Genomic DNA, 25,077 nt, shown 5'->3' on the forward strand with positions numbered 1-25,077 from the left:
AGGACGTATGTTCGCATTGTGCGTCCAGTGGTGACGTTTGTTCCAATCCAGCGGGGAATACAGAATGGCGTTTCGGTTAGACGATATGGATCGGAAAATCCTCAAGGAGCTTCAGGCCGACGCGGCGCAGTCGCTCGACGATATTGCCCGCAATGTTGGGTCCTCAAAGACGCCTGTTTGGAATCGTATCCGCAAGATGAAAGAGGCCAATATCATTGGTCGTCAGACGGTGTTTCTGGATGCAGAGGCTCTTGGGTTCGAGGCCTGTTTCTTTGTCCTGATCCGCACCAGCGAACACGAGGCCGATTGGCAGCGCAAATTCCTCGCCGCGTTGCAGGCCCGCCCCGAGGTTCAAGAGGCGCACCGCCTTGCGGGGGACATCGACTACATCCTGAAGGTCCGCGTGAAAAACGCCCGTGCTTATGACGAATTCTATCAGGCTCTGATTTCAGAGGTGCGCATCCACAACGTGACCGCGCTCTTGTCGATGGAAGAAATCAAGTCGACGCTTGAGCTGCCGTTGTAACCATCAACCGATCTAGCCCATGGAAATGATAGAGATCCGCATAGGTCGCGGGCTCTGTCATCCGTAGGTCGGGGCAGCGGGTAAATAGCGCATCAAGGGCGAGGTGAACTTCCATCCGTGCGAGCGGCGCACCGACACAGAAATGGATACCACCGCCAAAGCTGGCATTCACGGGGCCGCTGCGATCAGCTTGGAACGTATTGGGTTCAGAGTACGCTGCAGGATCGCGGTTCGCGCTCGCCAACAGACAACCCACTTCATCCCCACGTTTGAAGTCATGACCAAAGAGCGTCACGTCCTCATAGACCCAACGCATGAACATATGGAGCGGCGGATCAAAGCGCAGGATTTCTTCGGCGGTCGCGGGCGTTACATCGGGTTTACCGATTTCAATCAGTGCCTTGATGCCATTTCCTAACGTATGAACCGTAGCCTCATGCCCCGCGTTCAACAGCACCATCACAGTCGCGATCAATTCGTCCGAGGTCAGCTTTTCCCCCTCGGCCTCTGCTGCGATGAGATCGGACAGAAGGTCGGATTTCGGGGCCTTCCGCCGAGCCGCGATATAATCAGTCAGGAAGGCACGGAATTCGAGCGTTGCAGCGACAGCGGCCGCTTCAATCGCGGGGGTGCGGCGGGCCTGATACATCGCGACCATATCGTTCGACCACCGCAACAGGTCAGAGGCGCGATCCTCTGGCACGCCGAGCAATCGGCAGATCACGATCACAGGGATGGGTCGCGCAAAGGCGTCGATGATGTCAAACGGCCCGTCAGGGAGCTGATCAATCAAATCGTTCGCCAATTCACTGATCATCGGCCCCAACGACGCAATTCCACGCGACGTAAACGCCCGTATAACCAGTGCCCTCAGCTTCGTATGACGCGGCGGTTCAAGTTCCAGCATCGAATGCGCTTCGATGTCGTAGAAGGGGCGCAGATGCTCGGGGACGGCACGGGCGAATTCGGCGGGTGCCTCGCGGCCAAACCGTCGATCCTTGAGGATTGTCGTCACGGCTTTGTGGGATGTCGCGCACACTTTATCGTAGTCGGACCAATAGACCAAATCGCCAGCAGCACGCATCCGATCGTAAAGCGGGTAAGGGTTTTGGACAAAATCGGGGTCAGTCGGGGATTGGTCGAAACGTTGCATGGCGCGACTTTGACGATCCTCTCTGGTCAAGACAAGCGGGATTTTCTACTCTGCACCAATGCGTTCGAGCCTCTCTCACCGTCTAATCGCCGTGGCCCTGTTTTCGGGGTTTTGGGGTGTATTGACGGGCGCTGTGTGGTGGTGGGGCTACGGCGCGGCCTTAGATCAATTGGCGCGACGGGGGCGATCGGATTTGGCCTTGGCCGCAGACCGATTGACCAGCGAATTGCAGAGTTTTCGTGAACTCGCGGCTCTCGTGTCAGATCATCCTGTGGTCGGCGTCGCCTTGGCAGGATGGGACGCGAAATCCACATTGGCGCAGATTGCCGATAAAACGGGTGCGCTCGATGTGACGGTGTCGAACACGGCTGGCGACGTTCTGGCCAGCGCCCGTGGGATCGCTTCGCCGCAGGTCGACCGCTATGGGTTTAAACGCGCGATGAGCGGTGCACTCGGCGTTGATCACTATTTCAGCGAACCGTTCGGGCGGCGCGTTTTCACCTTTACCTCGCCCGTGTTCAGTACCGAAGGCCCCGTGGTCGGCGCAGTGACAGTCACCGTCGACGTCGAAGCGATCGAGGCGTCATGGCGTGGCGATCGTCCTGCGGTTCTGTTCACCGATGAGTTAGATGTTGTCTTTGTGTCGAACCGTTCCGAGTTGGTGTTCCGTTCGCGATCGAATGACATTACCGCTGTGGCTGACAGCGATGACTACCGCGCCGACGACATCGCGCCGTTTTTTGACTACGACAGCAGGATGCGAGGCCCGCATGATATCTGGTCAATCGACGGTGGGCGTTACCTTCCGAATGAAGCGCTGCATCTGACGCTCAGCATGCCTACCGTTGGTTTGACGGGGGAGGCACTGCTGGACGTGGCCCCTGCACGACAAATCGCAGGGCTTCAGGCTGCGGTGGCGGCGGCGCTATCACTGGCGTTTGGTGCGATGCTGTTTCTGGCGACTGAACGGCGGCGGACTTTGGCGCGGGCGAACCAATTGCTTGAGGCGCGGGTGAAACGGCGGACGTCTGAACTTGAGGCCGTCGCCGTGAACCTCCGTCGTGAGGTGGCTGAACGGACGGCTGCCGAGGCGCGGTTGAAAAAGGCGCAGGATGATCTGGTGCAGGCGGGCAAGCTGTCTGCCTTGGGGCAAATGTCGGCTGGCATCAGTCATGAACTGAACCAACCGCTCATGGCGATCCGATCCTTTGCCGAAAATGCTGAGGCGTTCCTTGAACGCGGAAACCCCGAACGGGCCGCCGAAAACCTGAACCGCATTTCCGAACTTGTCCGTCGTATGGGCCGCATCATTCGCAATCTGCGGGCCTTCTCTCGTCAAGAGAGCGAACCGCTCACCGATGTTGAGGTTGGCGCCGCGATTGAGGCCGCGATGGAGATGGCAGCGACCAAAGCGCGTCAGGAAGGCGCTGTTCTGCACTGGGACAAAACCGAGGCTCCGATTTGGGTCAGGGCAGGGGAAGTGCGATTGCAACAGGTGGTTCTGAACCTCATTTCGAACGCCATCGACGCGATGGAAGGTCAAGACGATAAGGCAGTGCATATCGACGTGATCGCGGGCGAACGTGTGACAGTGTCGGTGCGTGACACAGGGCCAGGGATTGCGGAACCTGAGAAAATCTTTGATCCGTTTTATTCCACCAAACAGGTGGGCGCGGCCGAAGGGATGGGCCTTGGCCTTTCGATTTCCTATGGTCTGGTGCAGAGTTTCGGCGGCGCGATCCGTGGTCGCAATCATCCCGATGGCGGTGCCATTTTCACCGTTGAATTAGACGCTACAAAAGGACGGGACGCAGCATGAGCGCGAGACATGTTCTCTTGGTGGATGACGACAAAGAAGTGCGCGAGGCGCTGGGGCAGACGCTCGAACTAGCGGATCTGAAACCGATCCTTGCAGGGTCGTTCATCGAGGCCAAAGACCACATCGCGAAGTCGTTTAATGGTGTCGTCGTCACCGATGTTCGGATGCCCGGTAAGGACGGATTTCAGCTTTTGGAGTTCGCGCAATCGGTCGACCGTGAACTGCCCGTGATCCTTTTGACGGGAGAGGCTGACGTGCCGATGGCGGTGCGTGGCATTTCTGGTGGGGCGTTTAGTTTTCTGGAAAAACCGTGCTCCCCCAAGGATTTGCTCGCCACTGTTGAACGTGCTCTTAAAACCCGAAACCTGATCCTAGAGAACCGTCGTCTCCGCCGCGAGGTTGAGACGGGCGATGCGGCGGCGCGGCTGTTGCGTGGGCAGTCAGAGCATTCTCACAAAATGCGAGAGGCCGCGCGGGCAGTGGCGCGGACCACTGCGGATGTACTGATCACAGGTGAACCGGGGGTTGGGACGGCCAAGATGGCAGAGGTGGTGCACCTCTTGTCCGTTGGATCGAATGCGCCGTTCCTGAAATTCTCTGCCGCCTCCATGACGGGCGAGACGCTGGCCGTCGCGCTGCGGGATGCGGCGGATGGGTCGATCTTTTTGGACGAGGTGTTGCGGTTGTCGCCCGCTGCGCAGTTTGCGCTGCTTGATGCGATGGAGGGGCATGATCGGCCTCGCATCATTGCGGGAACCTATGCCGACCTCGCCAAAGAGGCAGAGGAGGGACGGTTTTCGCCTGACTTGTTCTACAGGTTGCAGGCGGCAACCATTCGTATTCCGCCGCTGCGGGAACGCCCCGAAGATATTCCAGTGCTCTTCCGTCACTATGTCGATATCGCCTGCGAACAATCTGACCTTCCCGTGCCAGAGATCACGCCTGATGTGATTTCGAAACTCATGGCGCAGGATTGGCCGGGCAATGCGCGGTCGCTGATGAATGCGGCGATGCGTTTTGCGATGGGGTTGTCGGACGGTGAAGGGACACATACCGAAGAACTGGGGCTGGCAGAGCAAATGGCGCAGGTCGAACGGTCGTTAATCATCGCCGCGCTGACCCGTCATAATGGCAACGCGACCGTTGCGGCGAAGCATCTGAAGCTGCCGCGCAAAACGTTCTACGACAAACTGGCAAAGCACGCGATTAAAGCAGAGCTTTACCGCGATTGATCACAAACTGATATCTTTTTGGTGATTCACTCAGCCTTCGGGGTGTGCGGATTTCCGCACATCTGGCGCTAACGGTGTGTGTGGATTTCCGCCACTTTGCATCTGCAGAATGGGTGTGTGCGAAAGTTGACTGCTGTCAACTTACTGTAAACAATAGGTTAATTTGGACGCATGCGTCATGCGCAATATAGCCTTGCGTGCTGTGCCTAGCTGACGCTTTTTAATGCCACCCGCCCTTATTGGGCGTTCGAATATCCTTTGGGAGGAACAAATGAAATTCATGAAATACGCGGTATCTGCCGCTGCTTTGGCTGTTGCTGCAAACGCTGCTTACGCTGACCCGATGGGCTGTGATGAAGGCGAGATCGTCGTCAAATTCGCGCACGTGACCAACACCGACAAGCACCCCAAGGGGATCGCTGCGAGCCTGCTCCAGTCGCGTGTAAACGCTGAGATGGACGGCACCATGTGCGTCGAAGTTTACCCGAACTCGACCCTCTACAACGATGACCAAGTTCTCGAAGCAATGCTTCAGGGTGACGTTCAGCTCGCAGCACCGTCGCTGTCGAAGTTCGAAACCTTCACCAAGCAATTCCGCATCTTCGACCTTCCGTTCATGTTCGTGAACATCGAAGCTGTTGACGCGTTCCAGTCGTCTGACACTGGTCAGGCAATGCTCGACTCCATGCAGCGCCGCGGCCTGCAGGGTCTGGGCTTCTGGCACAACGGTCTGAAGCAGTTCTCGGCGAACGTTCCGCTGATCGCCCCAGAGGACGCAGCTGGCCTGAAATTCCGCGTTCAGACCTCGGACGTTCTGGTTGCTCAGATGGAAGCGCTGAACGCGTCTCCGCAGCCGATGGCATTCTCCGAAGTTTACGGCGCTCTGCAAACCGGCGTTGTTGACGGTCAAGAGAACACCTGGTCGAACGTTTACGGTCAGAAGTTCTTTGAGGTTCAGGACGGCACCACTGAAACCAACCACGGTGTTCTCGACTACCTCGTTGTGGCTTCGGTTGACTGGCTCGACAGCCTTGATCCGGCAACCCGTGATCAGTTCATGACCATCTTTAACGAAGTGACCACCGAGCGTAACGCTGCTGTTGGCCAAGTCGACGCAGAAGCACGTCAGGCGATCCTCGATGCTGGCGGCGAAATCCGCGTTCTGACACCTGAACAGCGTCAGGCTTGGGTTGATGCGATGCAGCCGGTTTGGGCGAAGTTCCTTGAGGACGTAGGCCAAGAAAACATCGACGCTGCACAGGCATTCAACGCACAGTTCGGCGGCTAATCTATCTGGGCTGGCTTTGGCTGGCCCAACTCTATCGGCGGGCGCTGCACTGGTGCCCGCCTTTTTTACATCCAATGGTGTAGGGGACTGTCATGGCGACAAAATATGTGCCCAAGGGGCCCGTATCGCGGGCAATCCACGAATTCGAAGAGACCTTTATCGCGCTCCTCTTGGGGCTGATGACATTGGTGACTTTTGCGAACGTGGTGCTGCGATATGCATTTAACTCTCAGTTGATCTGGGGGCTTGAGCTGGTTTTGATCCTGTTTGCGTGGCTTGTGTTGTTTGGCATCAGCTATGGTTTCAAGGTGACGATGCATTTGGGCGTGGACGCTATTTTGGCGATCGTGAACCCGCGTGTTCGGTTCGTTATGTCGTTGGCGGCGGCTCTGATCACCTTGGCGTATATGCTGCTCTTGCTCAAAGGGGCTTGGGATTACTGGGCGCCGTTTGCGGGCTTTGACGCGACGAGTGGGCGTTGGTTCCCTACAGGGTTCGAAAACACCCGCGATCAGGGCTGGTATGAAACCGAGCAGATCCCGATCCCGTTCCTGCAAGGCTGGCTGGAAAACACCTTTAACGTAGGCGAACCCTACGAAAAGATGCCCCGCCTTGTTCCGTATTTCATTCTGCCGTTCGGCGCATTCCTGATGGTTGTTCGTGTGATCGAAGCCACCCTGCGTCTGATCAAGGCCGGTGACGGTTCGCTGATCGTCAGCCACGAAGCCGAGGATGCCGTCGAAGAAGTCGCGGCCCTCAACAAGGAGAACTGATCCGATGACCGTCGCACTCCTCTTTTTGATGATCGTCGGGCTGTTGCTCTTGGGCGCACCGATTGCGGTGTCGCTGGGCTTCTCGTCGATCCTGTTCCTGCTGTTCTTCTCTGAGACCTCGCTCGCCTCTGTGGCGCAGTCGATGTATCAGGCGATGGCGGGGCACTATACGCTCTTGGCGATCCCGTTCTTCATCCTCGCATCGTCGTTCATGTCGACGGGTGGCGTGGCAAAGCGCATCATCCGTTTCTCGGTTGCTTGCGTGGGTCACATGCAGGGCGGTCTGGCGATTGCGGGCGTCTTCGCCTGTATGATGTTCGCGGCTCTGTCGGGCTCTTCGCCTGCGACCGTGGTTGCGATTGGTTCCATCGTGATCGCAGCGATGCGTCAGGTTGGCTACACCAAGGAATTCGCGGCAGGCGTGATCTGTAACGCAGGCACCTTGGGCATCCTGATCCCGCCGTCGATCGTTATGGTGGTTTACGCCTCTGCGACCGACGTATCGGTTGGTCGTATGTTCCTCGCTGGTGTGATCCCGGGCATTTTGGCTGGCGTCATGCTCATGGTCACCATCTACGTCATGGCGCGTGTGAAAAACATGCCCAAGGGCGAATGGCAGGGCTGGGGCGAGATCGGCGCGTCGTTCAAAGATGCGCTCTGGGGTCTGTTGCTGATCGTGATCATTATGGGCGGTATCTATGGCCACCCGTGGATCCGCTTTGAAGAAGGGGCGAGCCTGTTCTACTGGAAAGGTGGCGCGTTCACCCCGACCGAGGCTGCTGCCGTTGCTGCGATCTATTCGTTCATCGTTGCGACCTTTATCTACCGCGACATGGGCCCTCTGGCGGACGAAAACGGTGCGATCCCGCTTTGGAAGAAACCGCAAGCTTTGGTCACGGCGTTCTTTCACAAGGACACCCGCCGCACCTTGCTCGACTCCGGTAAGCTGACCATCACATTGATGTTCATCATCGCGAACGCACTGATCCTGAAACACGTTCTGACCGACGAACAAATCCCGCAGCATATCGCGGGGATGATGCTCGACGCTGGCTTTGGCCCGATCATGTTCCTGATCATGGTGAACGTGATCTTGCTGATCGGTGGTCAGTTCATGGAGCCGTCGGGTCTGATCGTGATCGTTGCGCCGCTGGTGTTCCCGATTGCGATGGAGCTGGGCATCGACCCGATCCACCTCGGTATCATCATGGTCGTGAACATGGAGATCGGTATGATCACCCCTCCCGTTGGTCTGAACCTCTTTGTGACCTCGGGCGTGGCAGGGATGCCGATGATGAAAGTGGTCAAGGCAGCACTGCCGTTCCTCGCTGTGCTCTTTGTCTTCTTGATCCTGATCACCTACGTCCCTTGGATTTCGACGGTCTTGCCGACCAGTCTGATGGGACCAGAGATTGTGGTCCGCTAAAACCACAAACGGCGCCTCTCGGGGCGCCGTTTTTCATTGGATGGGGTAGGGGAATTAAACGGCAGCTTCGAGCGCGTCGATGATCCCGCCAAAGTCTGCGGCCTTGAGGCTCGCGCCACCGACTAAGGCACCGTCCACATCCTGAACCGCGAAAATCTCTGCTGCATTCGAAGGTTTTACAGAACCACCGTAAAGCACGCGGAACGCATTGCCCGCATCGCCAAACCGTTTCACCAGTTCCGCACGGATAAAGCCGTGCACTTCGGCGATTTGGTCGAGGGTCGGAACCTTGCCCGTGCCAATCGCCCAAACGGGTTCGTAAGCGATCACGGTATTCGCACCTGTCGCGGCATCGGGGGTCGATCCAGAGAGTTGCGTGCCGACCACATCAAGCGTCTTACCGCCTTCGCGTTCGTCGAGCGTTTCACCGATACAGATCACAACGATCAGGCCAGCGGCAATCGCGGCTTCTGATTTTGCCAGAACGATGGCGTCTGTTTCACCGTGATCGGTGCGGCGCTCAGAGTGGCCGAGGATCACGTGAGATGCGCCTGCATCAATCAGCATCTCGGCAGAAATATCGCCTGTATGGGCGCCGTTCGATTTTGCGTGGCAATCCTGACCACCAACCGTAATCGCGCTGCCCTTCGCCGTGTCCGCCATACGCGCAACAAGCGTAGCCGGCGGGCAGAGGAGGAGGTCCACTTTGGGCGCAGGGTAGGCCGCAACGAGGGCGGTGACCTCAGCCAGGCTGCCTCCGGTTCCGTTCATTTTCCAGTTTCCGGCGGCGAGTTTGCGGCGCATGGGGGTCTCCTCAAATATGGTTGAACTAGGGTTAGCAACTGCCGCGAGAATGGAAAAGCCCTTGCGTTCGCTGGCCATATCTTAAAAAACGCGCCCCAACGTAAACCGGAGAGTGCTATGATCCCGCGTATTGACGCCGCAGCCTTGATCGATCCCACACACGAGGGCCATGCAAAGGCCATCGCGGATGTGCGAGTAGGTGCGTCGGATGTCGGGTTCCTGACCATCTACAACACACCGATTTCAGGTGATCGCGTGCGTGAGGTCATCGAAGGCTACCGCCAGTTTTTCCATCTGCCTGCCGCGGCCAAAGAAGCGGTGGATATGGCAAAAACGGGGTCGAACCGTGGATGGGGGGCGGCTGGGTCTGAACAGGTCGATCCTGATGCGAACCCTGACTACAAACAGGTGTTCGACTGTGGTTTGGAATTGCCTGCGGGTGATCCTCTGTCCGAGGTGTCGGCCTATGCGCCGAACCAGTGGCCCGAAACGCCCGCTGATTTTGCCGATCTTCTGCGCGGCTATTACCGCGATGCGACGAGTTTTGCCCTTGATTTACTGAAATCGGTTGCTGGTGCGATTGGCGAAGATCGGGATTATTTCACCGATAAATTCTCCACCCCAATGGCTCTGTTGCGCGGGAATTTCTATCCAGAGCGGCCCGAGTGGGCGACCGAAAAGGATTTTGGCATCGGCACACATACGGATTATGGCTGCCTGACGCTCCTTGCCACGGACGGGTCGGATGGGTTGGAGGTGCGTCAGCGCGGTGGTGGTTGGATCGCGGTCAGCGCTGAGCCCGGTGATTTCATCATCAACTTTGGTGAGATGCTAGAAATGTGGACCGATGGTCGTGTTGTTGCGACCCCGCACCGTGTGGTTGGTCAGGATCATGAACGGATTTCGGTGCCGTTGTTCTTTAACCCGAACCACGACACCAATGTTGCGCCGATTGGGTCAGGCAAAGTGATCCGTGCCGTTGATCATTTGCAGAAACGGTTCGATGAAACCTACCTGCACCTAAAGCGCGCGTAGGGCGCGGCGACCCCAGTCAGAGGCAAGATCTGGATCGTCCAGCGCGTCATCGGGCAGGGTCCAGTAATTCATTTCGCGGCCATCTTCGGTGCGGAACTTTTCTGAACCTTCCGCGGCAAGAGTTTCGGCAAAGTCGCCAGAGGCCTTGAGGTAATAGCGACCTTCGGCATTGATGATCGCGAAAATCTGGCCGTCCGCATAGATCGACAGCCCACCCATCATTTTCCGATGCGTGATTTTTCCGACGCCCGCGTAGAGTTCGTGAGCGAATGCGATATCCTCGTCAGAAATGCTCATTCCGATTGCGTGAGGTTTTCGTCGAATTTGATCGACTCGCCGCAGCCGCAGGCATCCACAACGTTCGGGTTTTTGAATTTGAACCCAGATTCGAGGAGCGAGACCTCGTAGTCGATCTCTGTCCCAAAGAGGAACATCTGCGCCATCGGTGCGATCATGACACGGGCGCCGCCCTGTTCGACGACCTCGTCGAGCGGGTTCACCTCGTCCACGTAGTCCATGGTGTATTCCATGCCCGCGCAGCCGCCCTTTTTAACGCCAATGCGCAGCCCTTGATGCCCATCCTTGACCATCAGTTTCGCGATTTGCGCCGCAGCGCGGTCGGTAATGGTTACGGCCTGTTTGCCAGGAATGCCGAACATCGGTCTCTCCTTGCCCCTTGCAGCGGGGCGGTCAGCTTACATAAAGCCCAGTTCGAGACGGGCCTCGTCGCTCATCATGTCCATGCCCCACTGGGGTTCCCATGTCAGTTCCACGTCGACGGATTTAACGCCAGCCACGGGGCTGATCGCGTCGTAGAGCCAACCGGGCATCTCGCCTGCCACAGGGCAGCCGGGGGCGGTGAGGGTCATGATGATCTTAACATCATTTTCGTCATTAATCTTGATCGTATAGACCAGACCAAGATCAAAGATATTCACTGGAATTTCGGGGTCAAACACGGTGCGGCACGCCTCTACCACGCCGTCATAAAGCGGGTGATCAGTTGTCGATGGTTCGATCAGCGGTGTGCCTTCGAGTTTGGCTTGAGAGTCAGTCATGTCACGGCCCTGTAAATTCCTGACCATTCATATAGGTTTTAATCCCGTCAGGGTAAAGACCAGCAATGCGCCGTTATTGTTTCTGTGGTAGCAATAAATTTCGCGCCAGAGTAGCATTGTGAAATAGATCGCTACAACTTTTTGAGATTCTCCCCATTTCCGCCACAACTTATTGGTAAATATTAACCACTGGTGAGGGTAGAGATATGTTTGCATGGTCTTTCGACGGGTTTGTGTCGCGACATGGAATTGCTGGGGCTCTTCGTCAGCTCCAGATGCAACGCTTTGGTGATTTTGACGATATCGCTCGTTTTGCTGGGATGTCTTCGCATCGTGCGGCGGCGAGCGTGTATTTATGTTGGGAAAACGAAGTCGTCGTTATCGGTGGCTACAACCTCAAACGCAGTCAAGTTCGTCGCACCGTTCCCGACTACGATTTCAAAGATGGTTTCGCGGAATACGAAGATGCGATTTGTCAGTTAAAATTGGGGAACAACTTCAGTGCATTGGCGCCTGATGTTCGTGCGTTGGCGTTGTGTGAGATGACGTATCAGGGCCAATCGATTGGGGGCATAGCGGTGCATTCGCCGCGTGTCCTTGACCCGTTGACGGAAAATCAGCGGACCGTTTTGAAAGACCTTGCGCAGACGGCACAAGAACTGGTCATCCGTCGGGCACGGTTGAAATTCATCGCCTATCAATTGCATTCCGAACCTGTCTCATACGGAGCGTGACATGCCGAGAACCCGTATCATTACAGCAGAGAGCACTCGGGCGAAATTGGCCGAATTGGGGATCCAACGGACCGAGAGCTATGATCGTGCCGCTAGGATTGCGACCCTTTCGGTCGATGGCGATCACGGCGCGATTTGGCTGTATCTGCCCGATAACGAGGACATGATGATAGGTGGGCATAAGGTTCCGAGCGATGTTGTGATGCTCGATCAAACCCGCCTGACCAATGCAGAGAAGATATTCCTTTTGGACTTGGACCCAAATGCTCACCCAGATCATCCAATGATCAATGGCGTTGCGGGAAACTGTCGGTCTGTCATGGCAATCCCATTGGTCGATATGGCCGTGGTGGTTGGTCAAATCACCATCGGGTTTGAGCGGCCAGCCGAAGAGGTCGCCGACGAGGCCGCAGAGATTGCGTCACTCTGGGCCGAGATCGTAATGTCCAGTTTGGTGGAACATTCGAATATCAAGGCAATGCTGAACGATCTAACCGCGGCCTACAGCGCCTGATCATCTTTTCATCTGGCTCGGAACGGCGTATCAGCACACGGTCCGACCGGAGAGAGATATGACCCGTTTTTCATTCGACCTGAACGCAACTGATGGCAAGGCCCGCACAGGTGTGATCCATACGCCGCGCGGTGATATTCGCACACCTGCATTTATGCCCGTTGGTACGGCGGCCACGGTAAAGGCGATGATGCCCGAAAGCGTCGCGGCGACGGGTGCGGATATCCTTCTGGGCAATACCTACCATTTGATGCTGCGACCGACGGCCGAGCGGATTGATCGTTTGGGCGGGCTGCACAAGTTTATGAACTGGGACAAACCGATCCTGACCGATAGCGGCGGGTTTCAGGTGATGTCTCTCGCGGATCTTCGGAAGCTGACCGAAGAGGGCGTAACCTTCCGCAGCCACGTTGACGGGTCGAAACATTTCCTGACGCCAGAGCGGTCGATGGAAATCCAAAAACTCCTCGGCTCTGACATTGTGATGTGTTTTGACGAATGTCCTGCGCTGCCTGCCGATGATCAGCGTGTCGCTGAATCGATGCGCCTTTCGATGCGGTGGGCCCAGCGGAGCCGCGATGCCTTTGGCGACCGTCCAGGGCATGCTCTGTTTGGGATTATGCAGGGCGGGGTGACGCCGCATCTGCGCGAGGAATCTGCCAAGGCCTTGGTCGATATCGGCTTTGATGGTTATGCCGTGGGCGGACTTGCCGTGGGTGAGGGGCAGGAGGCCATGTTCGGCGTTCTGGACTATGCGCCTGATTACCTGCCGACCGACAAGCCGCGTTACCTCATGGGCGTTGGTAAACCTGACGACATCGTGGGCGCGGTTAAACGCGGGATCGATATGATGGACTGCGTTCTGCCGTCTCGGTCGGGGCGCACGGGGCAGGCTTGGACCCGTCGTGGTCAAGTGAATATCAAAAACGCCCGCCATCAGGACGATCCGCGCCCGCTCGATGAACATTGCACGTGCCCTGCGTGCCGAAACTACAGCCGCGCTTATCTGCACCATGTGTTCCGCGCGGGCGAGATGATTTCGGGGATGCTGCTGACGTGGCACAATTTACATTACTACCAAGAGATCATGGAGGGTATGCGCGACGCGATTGCCGAGGGTCGCTTTGCCGCCTGGGAAGCCGCGTTCCATGCGCAGCGTGCTGAGGGCGATATTGAACCCGTTTAGGGCTTATCGCACCACAGCTTGCATTTCACCGAGGATCTTGCGGGCATTTGCGCGTCCTCGCAGGACAGAGATCGTCAGGTCGCGCAGAGAGAATAGGGTGTCGACCATTTCGGGCGACGGCTCTCCGACGCGGGTTTCGAAGGCCATCGCGACATAGCCCACCTTTTGTTTTTTGTAGGTGATGTCGAGGTAATATCCGCTGCGCATGCTGGCCAATTCGCCGTTGATCAGCGGGTAATTAATCACTGCAGCCCTTTCTTCAGAGATCGCTTCATAAAAGACCTTCCCGCCGAGATCGCGGTGCAGGAAATGCGGCTCTGGGAGAGGTGACGGTGTGTTATGTGATCCAATAAGAATCTGCTCTCCTTTGAGGACAAGCCAGATCGCCGACATATTTGCGCCCGTCGCATAGGCAAACATAGCAGCAATGTTGTTAAAGTGTTCGCCCGGACTGATCCCGACTTTAATCAGCTCGTCTTCGCTATCGGCCTTGCTGAGGAGTTCGAGGATGTCCATATCGGCCCAGTCTTAGAAGTTTGAGAGACTAAAGGCATTCATCAGCGTAGTCTTTAATCTGGCTTTGGTTTCGACCACGTTGGCAGCAAGCTGGGCGGCTTGAACAAGGAAGTCCTTCTGCGACTCTGTGAGGGTGGCGCAGTCCTGATAATCGTGGACGCTGATACCGCCAACCGTCTCACCAGCGACGTTGATGGTCGCCATAGTGAACGATTTCATCTCGGAAATCGTTTTTGGATCCGAATGAGTGCTTTGCAGAACGAAATCAGAAAGTTCTATGATCGGTTTTTGAAGGATCGGCCCGTAAAGCGTACGTTTCATCCGCATGCAGACAGGGTTGTAGCTGCCGATCGTGTACACTTCGTCTGCGGAGTAGAGAAAGATGTTAACATGCGGGCGTTTTGTGACTTTAGCACAGCTCCGCGCCAATTGGTCGAGGACGGGCGAATTGGTTAACTCTACTTTCTCCAACACATCTTGGGGCGTCGCTACAGCGAGCATATCGTCAAGGGTAACAGAGGTCATGGAAAATTCGGAAGCCTCTTTACCTATCTTTTGATACGGCGCGCATGGTATACGATCAAGGTTAGATAGTTTAGTGCACTAACGTATAGTCGTCTGGGTTAATTCGTGTAGTTTAAATAATTGATTTTTGGGAAAAATTTTAGGTCGGTTGTGTAGGGCTTTGCCACGCTCGGCCTTAAATCCATATTTACTATGCGTATCTTGTGGCGGTCAGTTTCGGTTTTGGCTGCAGTTTCATCGCACGTTTTCCCTTGAGCGCGGCGGATACGCCGTCGATGCCCATCCCGATTTGATTGTCGAACCAACGGGCGAGGGCGATCCGTGGGGGGAGGGCGTCTTGTTCGATCTGTGTCTCGACGAGACAGAGGGCGTCGTCGATTTCTGCTATAGTGATTGTCACGGTCATGTCGTCGCGGCCGAGGGGCTCTTCGCGTTCAAGGAAATAGCGGCAGTAGTTCCCTGTGGTCTTCGCAACAAAGGTGAGCGTCATTTCTTCGGCGAGCCCTGTTTCGTCGCGGAAACGGAGGTATACCGTGTCAGGGTCTTCGGGATCGCGGTTGTAGTCGATTAGGTCTGGGTTCCAGAAATCGGACGGGTGGCCTTCGGCGGGGACAAGGCTGATCCAAACGTCTTCGGCTTGGCCGCCGAGTTCGCCTTTGTGATGCGCGAAAACCGAGAGGTTGAGGCCGAGGGCGTCTGACCAATGGCCATACAAAATGCTGTGAGAGAGAAACGCGAGGCCGACGATTGCAGGGGGAAGGGCGTCCGCAGGGATCGGGATTAATGCGGCGACAAACAAACCCACTGCGCCGCTTTCACAGGCTTTGCGGTATTTCGGCATGGCGTACACCATGTAAAGGGCGGCAATGGCGGCAGCGAGGCCTGCTAAGAGCGCAGCCATAGTTGGGCCGGATATCAAAATTGCGCCAAAAAGCGTGAAGACAGCCGTGAACGCTACACGACGATAATGATGGCCCAGGAATTCTTTCATATGATTAGCCTATCCCGTTTGGGGGTAATGAAATCAGGAATAATCCCCTATTGGTTGCCGATGAATGTGTCCTGCAAAGGGCGAAAGGGCGGTATTTTACGGAACTGGCCCTTGCCCCTGCTCGCGGCAAAAGGCACATTGGAATAAACGGGGATGCTTGAAACTGGGGTCGCTTCGGCCCATCTGTATCCTCTAGTGGAAACGATTGCGGTTGCCGAAATGCGGGGCCTGATCGTTTTGCCAAAAAAAGGACAAGAGCATGGAAGAAACCTTCAGCACCTCCTATCCCGTCCTGCCGCTGCGCGATATCGTTGTGTTCCCTCACATGATCGTGCCGCTGTTCGTCGGGCGTGAGAAATCGGTGCGGGCACTCGAAGAAGTGATGCAGGACGACAAGCAGATTTTGCTGTCGAGCCAAATTGACCCTTCGCAGGATGATCCAACCACAAAGGACATTTACCAGACGGGTGTTCTGGCGAATGTGCTGCAATTGCTGAAACTGCCCGATGGCACCGTGAAGGTGCTCGTCGAGGGTAAGAAACGCGTTCGGATCACAGAGTTTGTTGAGAACGACAGCTTCTTTGAAGCGATGGCCGACGAACTGATCGAAATTCCGGGTGCCGAGGACGAATTGGCGGCCCTCGTGCGGTCGGTTGGCGAAGAATTTGAACGCTACGCGAAGATCAAAAAGAACATCCCCGAAGAGGCGCTGGCCGCAGTCAGCGACACGACTGAGCCCGCGAAATTGGCGGACCTCGTGGCGGGGCACTTGGGCGTTGATGTTCAGCAGAAACAATCACTGCTAGAAACATTGCCGATCAGCGAACGTCTGGAAAAGGTCTATGGCCTGATGCAGGGCGAAATGTCTGTGCTGCAGGTCGAGAAAAAGATCAAAACCCGCGTGAAGTCCCAGATGGAGCGGACACAGCGCGAATATTATCTGAACGAACAGATGAAGGCGATCCAGCGCGAGTTGGGCGATGGCGAGGACGGCGCGAACGAAATCGCCGAACTCGAAGAAAAGATCGCTGCGACGAAGCTGTCGAAAGAGGCCAAAGAAAAGGCTGACGCTGAGGTTAAGAAGCTCAAGAACATGTCGCCGATGTCCGCAGAGGCAACGGTGGTGCGCAACTACCTTGACTGGATGCTGAATATTCCGTGGGGCACAAAATCCCGCGTGAAAAAGGATTTGGGTCGCGCCGAGGAAATCCTCGACGCTGAACACTATGGTCTGGAAAAGGTCAAAGAGCGGATCGTCGAATACCTCGCCGTGCAATCGCGCAGTGCGAAACTGAAGGGGCCGATCATGTGCCTCGTCGGTCCTCCGGGCGTGGGTAAAACCTCGTTGGGTAAATCGATTGCAAAGGCCAAAGGGCGCGAGTTCATCCGCATCAGCCTTGGCGGTGTGCGTGACGAATCTGAAATCCGCGGCCACCGTCGGACCTATATCGGCTCTATGCCCGGTAAGATCATTCAGGCGCTGAAAAAGGCCAAGACCACGAACCCGCTGATCCTTCTCGATGAGATTGATAAGATGGGGCAGGATTTCCGTGGCGACCCTGCATCGGCCATGCTTGAGGTGCTCGATCCAGAACAGAACTCGACCTTTGTGGACCACTACCTTGAGGTGGAATACGACCTGTCGAACGTGATGTTCCTGACGACGTCGAACAGCTATAACATGCCTGGTCCGCTTCTCGACCGGATGGAGATCATCCCGCTCTCTGGCTACACCGAAGATGAAAAACGCGAGATCGCGAAGCAGCATCTTTTGGCCAAGCAAATCAAGAACCACGGCCTCCATGCCAAAGAGTTCGAGATCACAGACGACGCGCTGACCGCGATCATCCAGACCTACACCCGCGAGGCTGGTGTGCGTAACCTTGAGCGCGAAATCGCAAAGGTTGCCCGCAAAGCCGTGACCAAGATCGTGAAGAAGGAAACTGATCGCGTTCAAGTGACGGCTGAGAACCTCGATGACTTCCTCGGCGTGCCGCGTCACCGCTTTGGCCTCGCTGAGAAAGAGGATCAGGTTGGTGTGGTAACTGGTCTGGCCTATACTTCGGTCGGTGGTGAGTTGTTGCAGATCGAAGCCCTGCGTTTGCCGGGCAAAGGTCGGATGAAAACCACGGGTAAGCTCGGCGATGTGATGAAGGAATCGATCGAGGCGGCATCGTCTTATGTTCGGTCGATCTCACCACAGCTCGGTGTGAAACCGCCGCGTTTCGATAAGCTGGACATCCACGTCCACGTGCCCGATGGCGCAACGCCCAAGGATGGTCCGTCGGCTGGTCTGGCGATGGTCACTGCGATTGTGTCGGTTCTGACCCAGATCCCTGTCCGCAAGGACATCGCGATGACGGGTGAGGTGACACTGCGTGGCAATGCGACTGCGATTGGTGGGTTGAAAGAGAAACTCTTGGCGGCGCTACGCGGCGGTATCAAAACCGTGCTGATCCCTGAAGAGAACGTCAAAGACCTGCCAGAGATCCCAGACAACGTGAAATCTGGGCTGGAGATCATTCCAGTCACCCACGTGTCTGAAGTTCTAAAACATGCTTTGATCGCAGAGCCTGTGCCCGTCGAATGGGATGAGGAGGCGGAAGAAGAAGCCGCCGCCGCCCGCGCCCTCGCCAAAGGCGAAGATGGGGCAGGGGCCATCGCACATTAATGGAAAGGGGCGCCGCGAGGCGCCCTTTTTTATTGGAAAATCATATCATTTTAAGTGAATACCCCCTGCACAACCATCAGCGGAGTTGCTAGGGTGGAAACAATCAATCTATTTGAGGCAATTTATTATGGCGACCACCGCTAAAACCACCAAACGCAAACCCGCAGCCGTTCAAGAGGTACCTGAGGCAACGCAGGCGACCGAGAGCGAAACATCCTCTGTTGTGGTGAAGAAACCTGAATTCATCGACCGCGTCGTTGAGCGCTCCGGCCTCAAGAAAAAAGACGTCAAACCCGCGCTGGAAGCGATCCTTGCCCAACTGGGCGAGGAGCTGACCGAGGACAAAGAACTGTCGCTACCGCCTTTCGGTAAGATCATGGTGAACCGCACCAAAGACACCGCAAACGGCACCGTTGTTATCGCGAAAGTGAAACTGTCTAAGCCCGTTGTGAAGGTTGATGGAAATTCTTCGGAAACCCCTCTTGCGGATGAAGACGAGTAAGGGTAATCACGCCGCCACGGGTCGTTAGCTCAGTTGGTAGAGCGCTTCGTTTACACCGAAGATGTCGGGAGTTCGAGTCTCTCACGACCCACCAGAATACAAGGCGCATCCCACGGGTTGCGCCTTTTGTTTTTTGGTGGATAAGTCACGCCATGACCCTGCCTGAGCTCTACATCATCCGACATGGTGAAACCGAATGGAACCGCGCTGCGCGTATGCAGGGCGGGCTGGATTCGGCGCTGACAGAGTTGGGCCGTGCGCAGGCGGATCAGGTTGCTGCCACGCTTGCGGGCGTTATTCATCCAGACACTTATGATTTATGGAGCAGTCCGCAGGGTCGCGCCTTGGCCACGGCTGAACCGATTTCAAAGGCAACGGGTTGTCCTGTGGTCGCCGTCGATGGTTTGCGCGAAATCCACATGGGAGACTGGGTTGGGCTGTCGCGATCAGAGATCGACGCGAAATGGCCTGCGCCGTCACCAGATGAACATTTCATCGACTTTTACCGTCGAGCCCCAAATGCGGAATCCTTTCCAGCACTATGGGACCGTGTCGGTCAGGTGTTGGACCACATCCGTCGTCCCACGGTGATTATCACCCACGGTTTTACCTCGCGCTTCTTGCGGACGCGGGCGTTGGGGCTGAGCCTTGACGATATTGGTCAAGTCGACGGGGGGCAGGGCGTTATTTTTCGGATAAAAAACGGCCAACATGAGATTTTTGAAAAATAGATGACATTGGGGTCTTGCCCCTTTGAGAATCTGCGGCTACTTACGCCGCCACGGGTCGTTAGCTCAGTTGGTAGAGCGCTTCGTTTACACCGAAGATGTCGGGAGTTCGAGTCTCTCACGACCCACCATTTCCCCCACATTCATAACCGCTTATAGCCCGTGAATTCGTGTGCGTTCCGCATTGACGCGTCTAGCACAGGATTGTAGCAAGCGAACGGGGGCCTGTAGCTCAATGGTTAGAGCAGAGCGCTCATAACGCTTTGGTTGCGGGTTCAAATCCTGCCGGGCCTACCAATTTTCCCCCATCAACTACCCTGCGAATGCGGCTCGACGATCCATAAGGGCGTCGCATAGGTAATCGACAAACAGGCGAACGCGACGGACACGGCGGAGGTCTCCGTGGAGGAGGACCCAAGTTGATCGGCGTTGGTCAAGTGCAGTTCCGGGTACGCGTTGAAGTTCGGGGAAGACCGAGGTGACCCAAGTCGTGAGAAAGGTCATACCTGCGCCCGCGCGGACGAGGTGGAGGTGCATTTCGGGGTCTGGGACGGCGTGGCGAATGCGTGCTTCGGGAAAGTCTGATGCCGCGACCATGGCGGATAGTTCGGGCACATCGCCATATCCAATCCAGCTGAGCCCTTGGCCTTTTCGGCCCGCCAGCGGCAGAGTGCGGTCGATGTAATCGCGGGACGCCACGACACCTAAGGACAAAGGAAAGAGTTTGCGCCCGACGGCGTCGTCTTCGATTGTGGCGGCGTGGCGGATGGAGACGTCTGTTTCGTTTCGGGCGATTGAGTCGAGTTCATATGACAGGCGCAACTCGATTTCGATCTCTGGGTAGAGAGTGGCGAAATCGGCTAAGACTGGGGCCAATAGGAAATGCGCCGTCATAGGGTCGACCGATAGGCGGATGCGTCCAGCGGCTTCACGATCAAGGCCTTGCACAGCATTGAACCCCTTGAGCAGCGCTGCTTCGGCATCAAGCGCTTGGGGCAAGAGGCGTTGCCCTGCGGCGGTCAGTGACAATCCATCCGCGCTCCGTCGGAAAAGCTTTGTTCCGAGTTGCGCCTCTAGTGCCTCGATCTGACGGCGAAGGGTCGCGTGGGTGCCGCCCGTGTGTTCAGCCGCCGCCCGAAGCGACCCGTTTCGTGCAACAGCCAAAAAGGCCGGAAGGGATTTCCAATCCATGACGCTCTGTATCGTTTATGAACCACTTTGGTTCATCTTAGCCACTCTTCGGGTCGAAAAGAAACCTCTATCCCCGTTGGTGCACCTAGAAACAACGGAGGTTTCCCTATGACTGTGACACGAACTGCTTGGCATATCCCGCATTATGGCGGCCCTGACGTCCTGACACCTGTTGCTCTTCCAATGCCGCAACCTAGTCCGAACGAAGTACTTCTCCGCGTTCATGCCTCTGCCGTGACACGCGCGGATGGTATGATGCGCAAAGGTGAACCGCTTTTTGCGCGGCCTTTTCTGGGGCTGCGACGACCGCGTAATGGGATGTCAGGGACATGCCTTTCGGGCGAGGTGATCGCCGTCGGGGCCGAGGTCACTCGATTTTCTGTCGGCGACATGGTGTTCGGCGAAGCTGGGCTGAAATTCGGTGCCAACTCTAGCCACATCTGTCTCGACCAAGATGGCGTTCTGATGCCGAAACCCGCGGCACTGTCGCATGAGGATGCTGCGGTGTTGTGTGACGGTGTGCTGACGTCGTGGCATTTCTTGCGCGATCTCGGACAGGTCACACGCGGGGATCGCGTGTTGATTTTGGGCGGGGCAGGGAGCCTCGGTAGCCCGGCTGTGCAGATCGCTGCGCATATGGGGGCTCAGGTGACGGCAACTTGTAGCGGCCGAAACGCGAGTAATGTTGAGAGGCTCGGAGCGAACCGCGTGATCGATTACACACAAGAGGACGCGCTAAAACAGGCCCCCGAATATGATGTGATCTATGACACTTTGGGCGTCGCGTCATTTTCGGCGGCAAAACCAGCATTGGCTGAGGCAGGTCGTTACCTTTGTCCTGTCTTAACGCTCGGGCGGCTGCCTGCGATCTTGTTATCAAATCTTGTGGGCAAAAAACGCGCGATATTTGCGGCGACGGGGTTGGAAAAGCCTGAGCGTTTGCGGGCTATGCTTTTAGAGATCCTGCAGGTGATGGAACAAGGTCACCTGACCCCCGTGATTGATCGGGTCTATCCACTCTCTGATCTGGTTGAGGCTCATTCTTATGTCGAGACAGGTCATAAACGAGGCAACGTTGTCGTGGTGTGAGGTGGTCGCGTCACAACGCGTTTAGCGTGCGTTCGAAATCTCGATCAAGTTCCCATCGGGATCACGCAAATAGATAGACGTGATTGGTCCAGTTGCGCCCGTGCGAGGCACTGGGCCTTCGGTGATAGGGATAGCGCAGAGCGCGAGGTGATCAATCCATTCCGCCAGAGGGGTGTCTGAGAGCAAACAGAGGTCCGCAGAGCCGGGGGTAGGGGAAGCCGCATATGGAGCGAACTCTGCACCCGCTTTGTGGAGGTTTATTTTCTGCGTGCCAAAGCTCAGGGCCTCGCGGACTTCGCCAGAGGGGGTGGTGAACGCGGTCCGTGTCATGCCCAAACCCACGCAGTAAAAACGGCAGGTTTCTTCGATGTTTGCGACCGTGAGGACCAAATGGTCGAGGGTGCGGATGGTTGGTTTCATATCAACGTGCCATGACAATGTCAGCGCGGAGTCCGCCCAAGGCGGGACTGTCCGATAACCGCAAAACTCCACCATGCAGTCGCGCGATATCGGCAACGATGGCAAGGCCAAGGCCAACGCCTGTGCCTTTGTTCTGGTTCCGTGCAGGGTCAAGCCGCGTGAAGGGGCGCATGGCCTCTTCGCGTTTGTCGGCGGGAATGCCAGGGCCGTCGTCCTCGACCGTGATGCGGAGTGTGCGGTCGGTGAGGGCGACCGACACTTGGGCTTGGGTGCCGCCATATCGCAAGGCATTGCCAATCAGGTTGTCCAAGGCACGACGGACGGCCAGAGGGCGCAGAGGCACAGCAACATCGTTGAGCGTTGGATCGATCGGCAAGAGGGTTACATTCTGCCCGCCGCGTTGGGCGTCGTCGACGACCCGCGTGACCAAATCGACGACATCCACTTGCTCTGCCGCATCGCCTGCATCGGCACGCCCGTATTCGAGGAAGGCTTCGATCAGGCGTTCCATATCTTCTACATCGCGGACCATGGGTTCCGCTTCGGCATCGTCGACCATAGACAGGCCGAGCCGCAGCCGTGTCAGCGGCGTGCGAAGGTCATGGCTGATGCCCGACAACATCATTGTGCGCGACTGGGTCTGACGTTCTATTCGTGCCCGCATGTCGAGAAAAGCAGTGCCCGCCGCGCGGACTTCATTCGCGCCACCAGGGGAATAGGGGACAATCCTCCCCTTACCGTATTCAGAGGATGCATGAGCCAACCGTTTGATCGGACGCAGTTGGTTGCGCAGGAAAGAGTAGGCGACAAAAGTAAGGAACGTCCCCATCACCATCATAATAACGATCAGTTGGTGAGGGTTCGACGCCGTCACCCGCCACCGCGGGAAACTGATCCCATTCACGCCCGAACGGTCAAACCAAACCACAACTTCGGTGTCATCTGACAGATCAACAGCGCGTAGGTCGTCAAAGTCGGTTCGAAGGGTCGCAATCATCGCACGACCCGAGAAATCCAAGAATCCATAGTCATCAGCTTCGGGCGGTGCTTCAGATGACAAAAGCGTAAACCAGAGCGCTTCAGAGAGCGCGGCTTGCTGCACGGATGGGCTATCAAGGATCAGGGTAATCTCACCACTGACTGATTGCGTCATCCGCCGCGTCACCCCATCATAATGACGTTGGATAAACACAACAGAGACGAGGATTTGGAGCGATATGATCGGGAGCAGCAGGATCAGTGCTGCTCGGCCATATAGTCCGCGAGGGAGATAAGATTTGATCGACCCGATTGCCATGTGGCAAAGCTATCGTGACACGAGCGTAGAGGAAAGCAGCATATGATCCAGATTCAATCCGATATCATCTGTCTCCGCGCGCCCAATCCCTCTCCGCTGACCTTCACAGGAACCAATACATATATAGTAGGCATCGACCGCGTAACGGTCATCGATCCAGGCCCATATATAGAGAGCCATCTCGACGCGATTTTGGCTTTGATCGATGGTCGCCCAGTCGATGCGATTATCGTGAGCCATTCTCACTTGGATCATTCGCCTTTAGCCCGTCCGCTGTCAGATCGTTGCGGTGCACCTGTTGTTGCATTCGGTGGGCCGATGGCGGGGCGAAGCGAAGTGATGCAGACTCTAGTTGGCGCGATCGGAGGGGGGGAGGGGGCCGATACCGACTTTGCCCCTGATCGAACGGTCGTCGATGGTGACGCGATTGGTGACTTCCGCGCTATTCACACGCCGGGTCACATGGGGAACCATATCTGTCTCTTATATAAGGATGTGCTTTTCTCGGGTGATCATGTGATGGGCTGGGCGACATCGCTTGTCTCCCCGCCAGATGGCGACCTCACCGATTTCATGGCATCGTGCCGAAAGCTGCAGTCTATACCCGCGCGCCGATATTTGCCTGGGCATGGTGACCCGATTGAGGATCCCATAGCGCGGCTCGATTGGTTGATCGCGCATCGGTTAGAGCGTGAAGCGCAAATCATGTCCGCTCTCATCGCGGGCGCAGATACCGCAGATCGCATCACCGCAAAGGTCTATGCCGATGTCGATGCGAGCCTTCATTTCGCAGCAAAGCGCAATGTAGTGGCCCACCTTATTGACTTAACACAACAAAAGCGGATCGAACCCGTTGGTGTATTGTCCGTCGATGCTGTGTTTCAGCCTCTGTGAAGATTGGTGGAAAAAACTTGTCCTTACCCTCTTGCAGCGTTTTGGCACCCTAGCTATACAGCGCCACATATTCCGGCGTAGCTCAGCGGTAGAGCAGTTGACTGTTAATCAATTGGCCGTAGGTTCGATCCCTACCGCCGGAGCCAAACACCCTTCTCGCAGCGGGGTCCCATTCGGGGAAAAATGCGAACGGCATTCCGGCGTAGCTCAGCGGTAGAGCAGTTGACTGTTAATCAATTGGTCGTAGGTTCGATCCCTACCGCCGGAGCCAAACTTCCCTAATAATCAAGACTACTAGAACAAACCCATCGGGTCTGGTCTGTGTTCTTTCCATCCGTCGGGGTAGGGCGCCGAACGGGCGACTCGTGGCGTCGAGCGAGTCACCGCGTTGACGATTCCAAGGGGTGAGTCTCCCAGATTTGCTGCGACTGCATCGTCGGCATCACCCTCAAAGGGCGAAAAGTGATGGGGGTAGGAGCCATTTTCGGATATTCACGGCGCATTTTTGGGCAGTCTGGAACGTGAAACACCTTGTTTTGTTGGCTGATGCAGAAATTTTACATTTTTCGTCATTTCGCTCTTGCGGCTTCTTAGTGATAACCTTAGAACCCCCTTCACCGGCGGCGCTGAGGCGCGGTTGGGGCGGACGGAACGGTCGGAAGGCTGGGAAGTTTGGAAAAAATTAGAGGTATTTCGGGCGAGGCG

At 56.3% G+C, this 25,077-nt stretch carries 27 protein-coding genes and 5 tRNA genes; 20 read left to right on the plus strand and 12 right to left on the minus strand.

Translation table 11 applies throughout. The features are described 5' to 3' along the window. Positions 1–64 precede the first annotated feature (64 nt). The gene (locus QWY83_RS05375) at positions 65–526 is read left to right on the plus strand and encodes an Lrp/AsnC family transcriptional regulator (protein WP_105235248.1); all 462 of its coding nucleotides are present in this window, start codon (positions 65–67) and stop codon (positions 524–526) included. Here QWY83_RS05375 and QWY83_RS05380 read toward each other — a convergent pair. Then, on the minus strand, positions 498–1,679 hold the full coding sequence (locus QWY83_RS05380; protein WP_249946274.1) for a cytochrome P450: 1,182 nt from the start codon (positions 1,677–1,679) through the stop codon (positions 498–500). The genes QWY83_RS05375 and QWY83_RS05380 overlap by 29 nt on opposite strands. Positions 1,680–1,737: 58 nt before the next feature. Here QWY83_RS05380 and QWY83_RS05385 point away from each other — a divergent pair, with 58 nt between their 5' ends. The 5 genes from QWY83_RS05385 to QWY83_RS05405 all read left to right on the plus strand — a co-directional run bounded on the left by QWY83_RS05385 (position 1,738) and on the right by QWY83_RS05405 (position 8,217). Then, on the plus strand, positions 1,738–3,498 hold the full coding sequence (locus QWY83_RS05385; RefSeq protein WP_249946273.1) for a sensor histidine kinase: 1,761 nt from the start codon (positions 1,738–1,740) through the stop codon (positions 3,496–3,498). Continuing rightward, positions 3,495–4,730 (plus strand): sigma-54-dependent transcriptional regulator, encoded by a 1,236-nt coding sequence (locus QWY83_RS05390; protein ID WP_249946272.1) that lies wholly within the window; start codon positions 3,495–3,497, stop codon positions 4,728–4,730. The genes QWY83_RS05385 and QWY83_RS05390 overlap by 4 nt, the downstream gene beginning before the upstream one ends. Positions 4,731–5,001: 271 nt before the next feature. After that, entirely contained in the window at positions 5,002–6,018 is a 1,017-nt protein-coding gene (locus QWY83_RS05395) for a DctP family TRAP transporter solute-binding subunit (RefSeq protein WP_249946271.1), read from the plus strand. A gap of 92 nt (positions 6,019–6,110) precedes the next feature. Further along, positions 6,111–6,791 (plus strand): TRAP transporter small permease, encoded by a 681-nt coding sequence (locus tag QWY83_RS05400; RefSeq protein ID WP_249946270.1) that lies wholly within the window; start codon positions 6,111–6,113, stop codon positions 6,789–6,791. 4 nt (positions 6,792–6,795) lie between these two features. Then, positions 6,796–8,217, plus strand: coding sequence for a TRAP transporter large permease (locus tag QWY83_RS05405; RefSeq protein ID WP_249946269.1), 1,422 nt, complete (start codon positions 6,796–6,798; stop codon positions 8,215–8,217). A 54-nt stretch (positions 8,218–8,271) separates the two neighbouring features. Here the strand turns inward: QWY83_RS05405 and tpiA are convergent, their stop codons facing one another. Then, complete coding sequence (tpiA, locus tag QWY83_RS05410) at positions 8,272–9,021, minus strand: triose-phosphate isomerase (protein WP_249946268.1); 750 nt, start codon at positions 9,019–9,021, stop codon at positions 8,272–8,274. Between the two features lie 117 nt (positions 9,022–9,138). Here tpiA and QWY83_RS05415 point away from each other — a divergent pair, with 117 nt between their 5' ends. Beyond that, complete coding sequence (locus QWY83_RS05415; RefSeq protein ID WP_249946267.1) at positions 9,139–10,056, plus strand: isopenicillin N synthase family dioxygenase; 918 nt, start codon at positions 9,139–9,141, stop codon at positions 10,054–10,056. On the opposite strand, the gene QWY83_RS05420 is transcribed toward QWY83_RS05415, so the two are convergent. From QWY83_RS05420 to QWY83_RS05430, 3 genes are read right to left on the minus strand one after another with little or no spacing between them, the layout of a single operon-like run. Next, a complete protein-coding gene (locus tag QWY83_RS05420) occupies positions 10,042–10,353 on the minus strand; it encodes a TfoX/Sxy family protein (protein WP_249946266.1) in 312 nt (103 codons plus the stop codon). The two genes, QWY83_RS05415 and QWY83_RS05420, sit on opposite strands and share 15 nt — an antisense overlap. Beyond that, positions 10,350–10,715, minus strand: coding sequence for a HesB/IscA family protein (locus tag QWY83_RS05425; protein WP_249946265.1), 366 nt, complete (start codon positions 10,713–10,715; stop codon positions 10,350–10,352). Before QWY83_RS05425 ends, QWY83_RS05420 begins: the two co-directional genes overlap by 4 nt. Before the next feature lie 36 nt (positions 10,716–10,751). Next, a complete protein-coding gene (locus QWY83_RS05430; RefSeq protein WP_067548726.1) occupies positions 10,752–11,114 on the minus strand; it encodes an SUF system Fe-S cluster assembly protein in 363 nt (120 codons plus the stop codon). 206 nt (positions 11,115–11,320) lie between these two features. Here QWY83_RS05430 and QWY83_RS05435 point away from each other — a divergent pair, with 206 nt between their 5' ends. The 3 genes from QWY83_RS05435 to tgt are packed head-to-tail and all read left to right on the plus strand — an operon-like array spanning position 11,321 to position 13,548. Continuing rightward, entirely contained in the window at positions 11,321–11,848 is a 528-nt protein-coding gene (locus QWY83_RS05435; RefSeq protein WP_249946264.1) for a GAF domain-containing protein, read from the plus strand. 1 nt (position 11,849) lies between these two features. Continuing rightward, positions 11,850–12,362: a hypothetical protein gene (locus tag QWY83_RS05440; protein ID WP_249946263.1), complete on the plus strand. Its 513-nt coding sequence runs from the start codon at positions 11,850–11,852 to the stop codon at positions 12,360–12,362. 58 nt (positions 12,363–12,420) lie between these two features. Next, positions 12,421–13,548 carry a tRNA guanosine(34) transglycosylase Tgt gene (gene tgt, locus QWY83_RS05445; protein WP_249946262.1) on the plus strand — a complete coding sequence of 376 codons (1,128 nt, stop codon included), beginning with the start codon at positions 12,421–12,423 and terminating at the stop codon, positions 13,546–13,548. A 3-nt stretch (positions 13,549–13,551) separates the two neighbouring features. Here tgt and QWY83_RS05450 read toward each other — a convergent pair whose 3' ends face one another. From QWY83_RS05450 to QWY83_RS05460, 3 genes are all read right to left on the minus strand, one after another. Next, a complete protein-coding gene (locus QWY83_RS05450) occupies positions 13,552–14,064 on the minus strand; it encodes a hypothetical protein (RefSeq protein WP_249946261.1) in 513 nt (170 codons plus the stop codon). A 12-nt stretch (positions 14,065–14,076) separates the two neighbouring features. After that, a complete protein-coding gene (locus QWY83_RS05455) occupies positions 14,077–14,589 on the minus strand; it encodes a GAF domain-containing protein (RefSeq protein WP_249946260.1) in 513 nt (170 codons plus the stop codon). A gap of 190 nt (positions 14,590–14,779) precedes the next feature. After that, entirely contained in the window at positions 14,780–15,490 is a 711-nt protein-coding gene (locus QWY83_RS05460; protein ID WP_249946259.1) for a hypothetical protein, read from the minus strand. 349 nt (positions 15,491–15,839) lie between these two features. On the opposite strand from QWY83_RS05460, the gene lon reads away from it, so the two are divergent. The 6 genes from lon (at position 15,840) to QWY83_RS05490 (ending at position 19,778) form a co-directional block, all read left to right on the plus strand. Then, positions 15,840–18,251 carry an endopeptidase La gene (gene lon / locus QWY83_RS05465; protein WP_249946258.1) on the plus strand — a complete coding sequence of 804 codons (2,412 nt, stop codon included), beginning with the start codon at positions 15,840–15,842 and terminating at the stop codon, positions 18,249–18,251. Between the two features lie 127 nt (positions 18,252–18,378). Continuing rightward, complete coding sequence (locus QWY83_RS05470) at positions 18,379–18,753, plus strand: HU family DNA-binding protein (RefSeq protein ID WP_249946257.1); 375 nt, start codon at positions 18,379–18,381, stop codon at positions 18,751–18,753. A gap of 18 nt (positions 18,754–18,771) precedes the next feature. Further along, positions 18,772–18,847 (plus strand) — tRNA-Val (locus tag QWY83_RS05475). A 58-nt stretch (positions 18,848–18,905) separates the two neighbouring features. Next, positions 18,906–19,484, plus strand: a complete 579-nt coding sequence (locus QWY83_RS05480; RefSeq protein ID WP_249946256.1) for a histidine phosphatase family protein — start codon at positions 18,906–18,908, stop codon at positions 19,482–19,484. A 52-nt stretch (positions 19,485–19,536) separates the two neighbouring features. Then, positions 19,537–19,612: transfer RNA gene (locus QWY83_RS05485), tRNA-Val, on the plus strand. A 90-nt stretch (positions 19,613–19,702) separates the two neighbouring features. Next, a tRNA-Ile gene (locus QWY83_RS05490) sits at positions 19,703–19,778 on the plus strand. Positions 19,779–19,793: 15 nt separating this feature from the next. Here QWY83_RS05490 and QWY83_RS05495 read toward each other — a convergent pair. Next, the gene (locus QWY83_RS05495) at positions 19,794–20,672 is read right to left on the minus strand and encodes a LysR family transcriptional regulator (RefSeq protein ID WP_249946255.1); all 879 of its coding nucleotides are present in this window, start codon (positions 20,670–20,672) and stop codon (positions 19,794–19,796) included. Between the two features lie 108 nt (positions 20,673–20,780). Here QWY83_RS05495 and QWY83_RS05500 point away from each other — a divergent pair, with 108 nt between their 5' ends. Beyond that, positions 20,781–21,761: an NAD(P)-dependent alcohol dehydrogenase gene (locus tag QWY83_RS05500; protein WP_249946254.1), complete on the plus strand. Its 981-nt coding sequence runs from the start codon at positions 20,781–20,783 to the stop codon at positions 21,759–21,761. Positions 21,762–21,782: 21 nt separating this feature from the next. On the opposite strand, the gene QWY83_RS05505 is transcribed toward QWY83_RS05500, so the two are convergent. Next, positions 21,783–22,181: a VOC family protein gene (locus QWY83_RS05505; RefSeq protein WP_249946253.1), complete on the minus strand. Its 399-nt coding sequence runs from the start codon at positions 22,179–22,181 to the stop codon at positions 21,783–21,785. Position 22,182: 1 nt separating this feature from the next. Further along, positions 22,183–23,478: an ATP-binding protein gene (locus QWY83_RS05510; protein ID WP_249946252.1), complete on the minus strand. Its 1,296-nt coding sequence runs from the start codon at positions 23,476–23,478 to the stop codon at positions 22,183–22,185. A gap of 42 nt (positions 23,479–23,520) precedes the next feature. Between QWY83_RS05510 and QWY83_RS05515 the strand changes: the two genes are divergently transcribed. The 3 genes from QWY83_RS05515 (at position 23,521) to QWY83_RS05525 (ending at position 24,643) form a co-directional block, all read left to right on the plus strand. Continuing rightward, a complete protein-coding gene (locus QWY83_RS05515; RefSeq protein WP_249946251.1) occupies positions 23,521–24,372 on the plus strand; it encodes an MBL fold metallo-hydrolase in 852 nt (283 codons plus the stop codon). 71 nt (positions 24,373–24,443) lie between these two features. Next, positions 24,444–24,518 (plus strand) — tRNA-Asn (locus tag QWY83_RS05520). Between the two features lie 50 nt (positions 24,519–24,568). Continuing rightward, a tRNA-Asn gene (locus QWY83_RS05525) sits at positions 24,569–24,643 on the plus strand. A gap of 221 nt (positions 24,644–24,864) precedes the next feature. Here QWY83_RS05525 and QWY83_RS05530 read toward each other — a convergent pair. Continuing rightward, the coding region (locus QWY83_RS05530) for a hypothetical protein (RefSeq protein WP_290245652.1) at positions 24,865–25,077 on the minus strand (213 nt) is incomplete at its 5' end.

The organism is Marivivens donghaensis (genome assembly GCF_030410045.1).
GTDB classification, from domain to species: Bacteria; Pseudomonadota; Alphaproteobacteria; order Rhodobacterales; family Rhodobacteraceae; genus Marivivens; species Marivivens donghaensis.

Bases quoted from the DNA above. Each gene is read 5' to 3' on its own strand.
- QWY83_RS05375 (WP_105235248.1), top strand. From the start codon at position 65: ATGGCGTTTCGGTTAGACGATATGGATCGGAAAATCCTCAAGGAGCTT.
- QWY83_RS05380 (WP_249946274.1), bottom strand. From the start codon at position 1,679: ATGCAACGTTTCGACCAATCCCCGACTGACCCCGATTTTGTCCAAAAC.
- QWY83_RS05385 (WP_249946273.1), top strand. From the start codon at position 1,738: ATGCGTTCGAGCCTCTCTCACCGTCTAATCGCCGTGGCCCTGTTTTCG.
- QWY83_RS05390 (WP_249946272.1), top strand. From the start codon at position 3,495: ATGAGCGCGAGACATGTTCTCTTGGTGGATGACGACAAAGAAGTGCGC.
- QWY83_RS05395 (WP_249946271.1), top strand. From the start codon at position 5,002: ATGAAATTCATGAAATACGCGGTATCTGCCGCTGCTTTGGCTGTTGCT.
- QWY83_RS05400 (WP_249946270.1), top strand. From the start codon at position 6,111: ATGGCGACAAAATATGTGCCCAAGGGGCCCGTATCGCGGGCAATCCAC.
- QWY83_RS05405 (WP_249946269.1), top strand. From the start codon at position 6,796: ATGACCGTCGCACTCCTCTTTTTGATGATCGTCGGGCTGTTGCTCTTG.
- tpiA (WP_249946268.1), bottom strand. From the start codon at position 9,021: ATGCGCCGCAAACTCGCCGCCGGAAACTGGAAAATGAACGGAACCGGA.
- QWY83_RS05415 (WP_249946267.1), top strand. From the start codon at position 9,139: ATGATCCCGCGTATTGACGCCGCAGCCTTGATCGATCCCACACACGAG.
- QWY83_RS05420 (WP_249946266.1), bottom strand. From the start codon at position 10,353: ATGAGCATTTCTGACGAGGATATCGCATTCGCTCACGAACTCTACGCG.
- QWY83_RS05425 (WP_249946265.1), bottom strand. From the start codon at position 10,715: ATGTTCGGCATTCCTGGCAAACAGGCCGTAACCATTACCGACCGCGCT.
- QWY83_RS05430 (WP_067548726.1), bottom strand. From the start codon at position 11,114: ATGACTGACTCTCAAGCCAAACTCGAAGGCACACCGCTGATCGAACCA.
- QWY83_RS05435 (WP_249946264.1), top strand. From the start codon at position 11,321: ATGTTTGCATGGTCTTTCGACGGGTTTGTGTCGCGACATGGAATTGCT.
- QWY83_RS05440 (WP_249946263.1), top strand. From the start codon at position 11,850: ATGCCGAGAACCCGTATCATTACAGCAGAGAGCACTCGGGCGAAATTG.
- tgt (WP_249946262.1), top strand. From the start codon at position 12,421: ATGACCCGTTTTTCATTCGACCTGAACGCAACTGATGGCAAGGCCCGC.
- QWY83_RS05450 (WP_249946261.1), bottom strand. From the start codon at position 14,064: ATGGACATCCTCGAACTCCTCAGCAAGGCCGATAGCGAAGACGAGCTG.
- QWY83_RS05455 (WP_249946260.1), bottom strand. From the start codon at position 14,589: ATGACCTCTGTTACCCTTGACGATATGCTCGCTGTAGCGACGCCCCAA.
- QWY83_RS05460 (WP_249946259.1), bottom strand. From the start codon at position 15,490: ATGGCTGCGCTCTTAGCAGGCCTCGCTGCCGCCATTGCCGCCCTTTAC.
- lon (WP_249946258.1), top strand. From the start codon at position 15,840: ATGGAAGAAACCTTCAGCACCTCCTATCCCGTCCTGCCGCTGCGCGAT.
- QWY83_RS05470 (WP_249946257.1), top strand. From the start codon at position 18,379: ATGGCGACCACCGCTAAAACCACCAAACGCAAACCCGCAGCCGTTCAA.
- QWY83_RS05480 (WP_249946256.1), top strand. From the start codon at position 18,906: ATGACCCTGCCTGAGCTCTACATCATCCGACATGGTGAAACCGAATGG.
- QWY83_RS05495 (WP_249946255.1), bottom strand. From the start codon at position 20,672: ATGGATTGGAAATCCCTTCCGGCCTTTTTGGCTGTTGCACGAAACGGG.
- QWY83_RS05500 (WP_249946254.1), top strand. From the start codon at position 20,781: ATGACTGTGACACGAACTGCTTGGCATATCCCGCATTATGGCGGCCCT.
- QWY83_RS05505 (WP_249946253.1), bottom strand. From the start codon at position 22,181: ATGAAACCAACCATCCGCACCCTCGACCATTTGGTCCTCACGGTCGCA.
- QWY83_RS05510 (WP_249946252.1), bottom strand. From the start codon at position 23,478: ATGGCAATCGGGTCGATCAAATCTTATCTCCCTCGCGGACTATATGGC.
- QWY83_RS05515 (WP_249946251.1), top strand. From the start codon at position 23,521: ATGATCCAGATTCAATCCGATATCATCTGTCTCCGCGCGCCCAATCCC.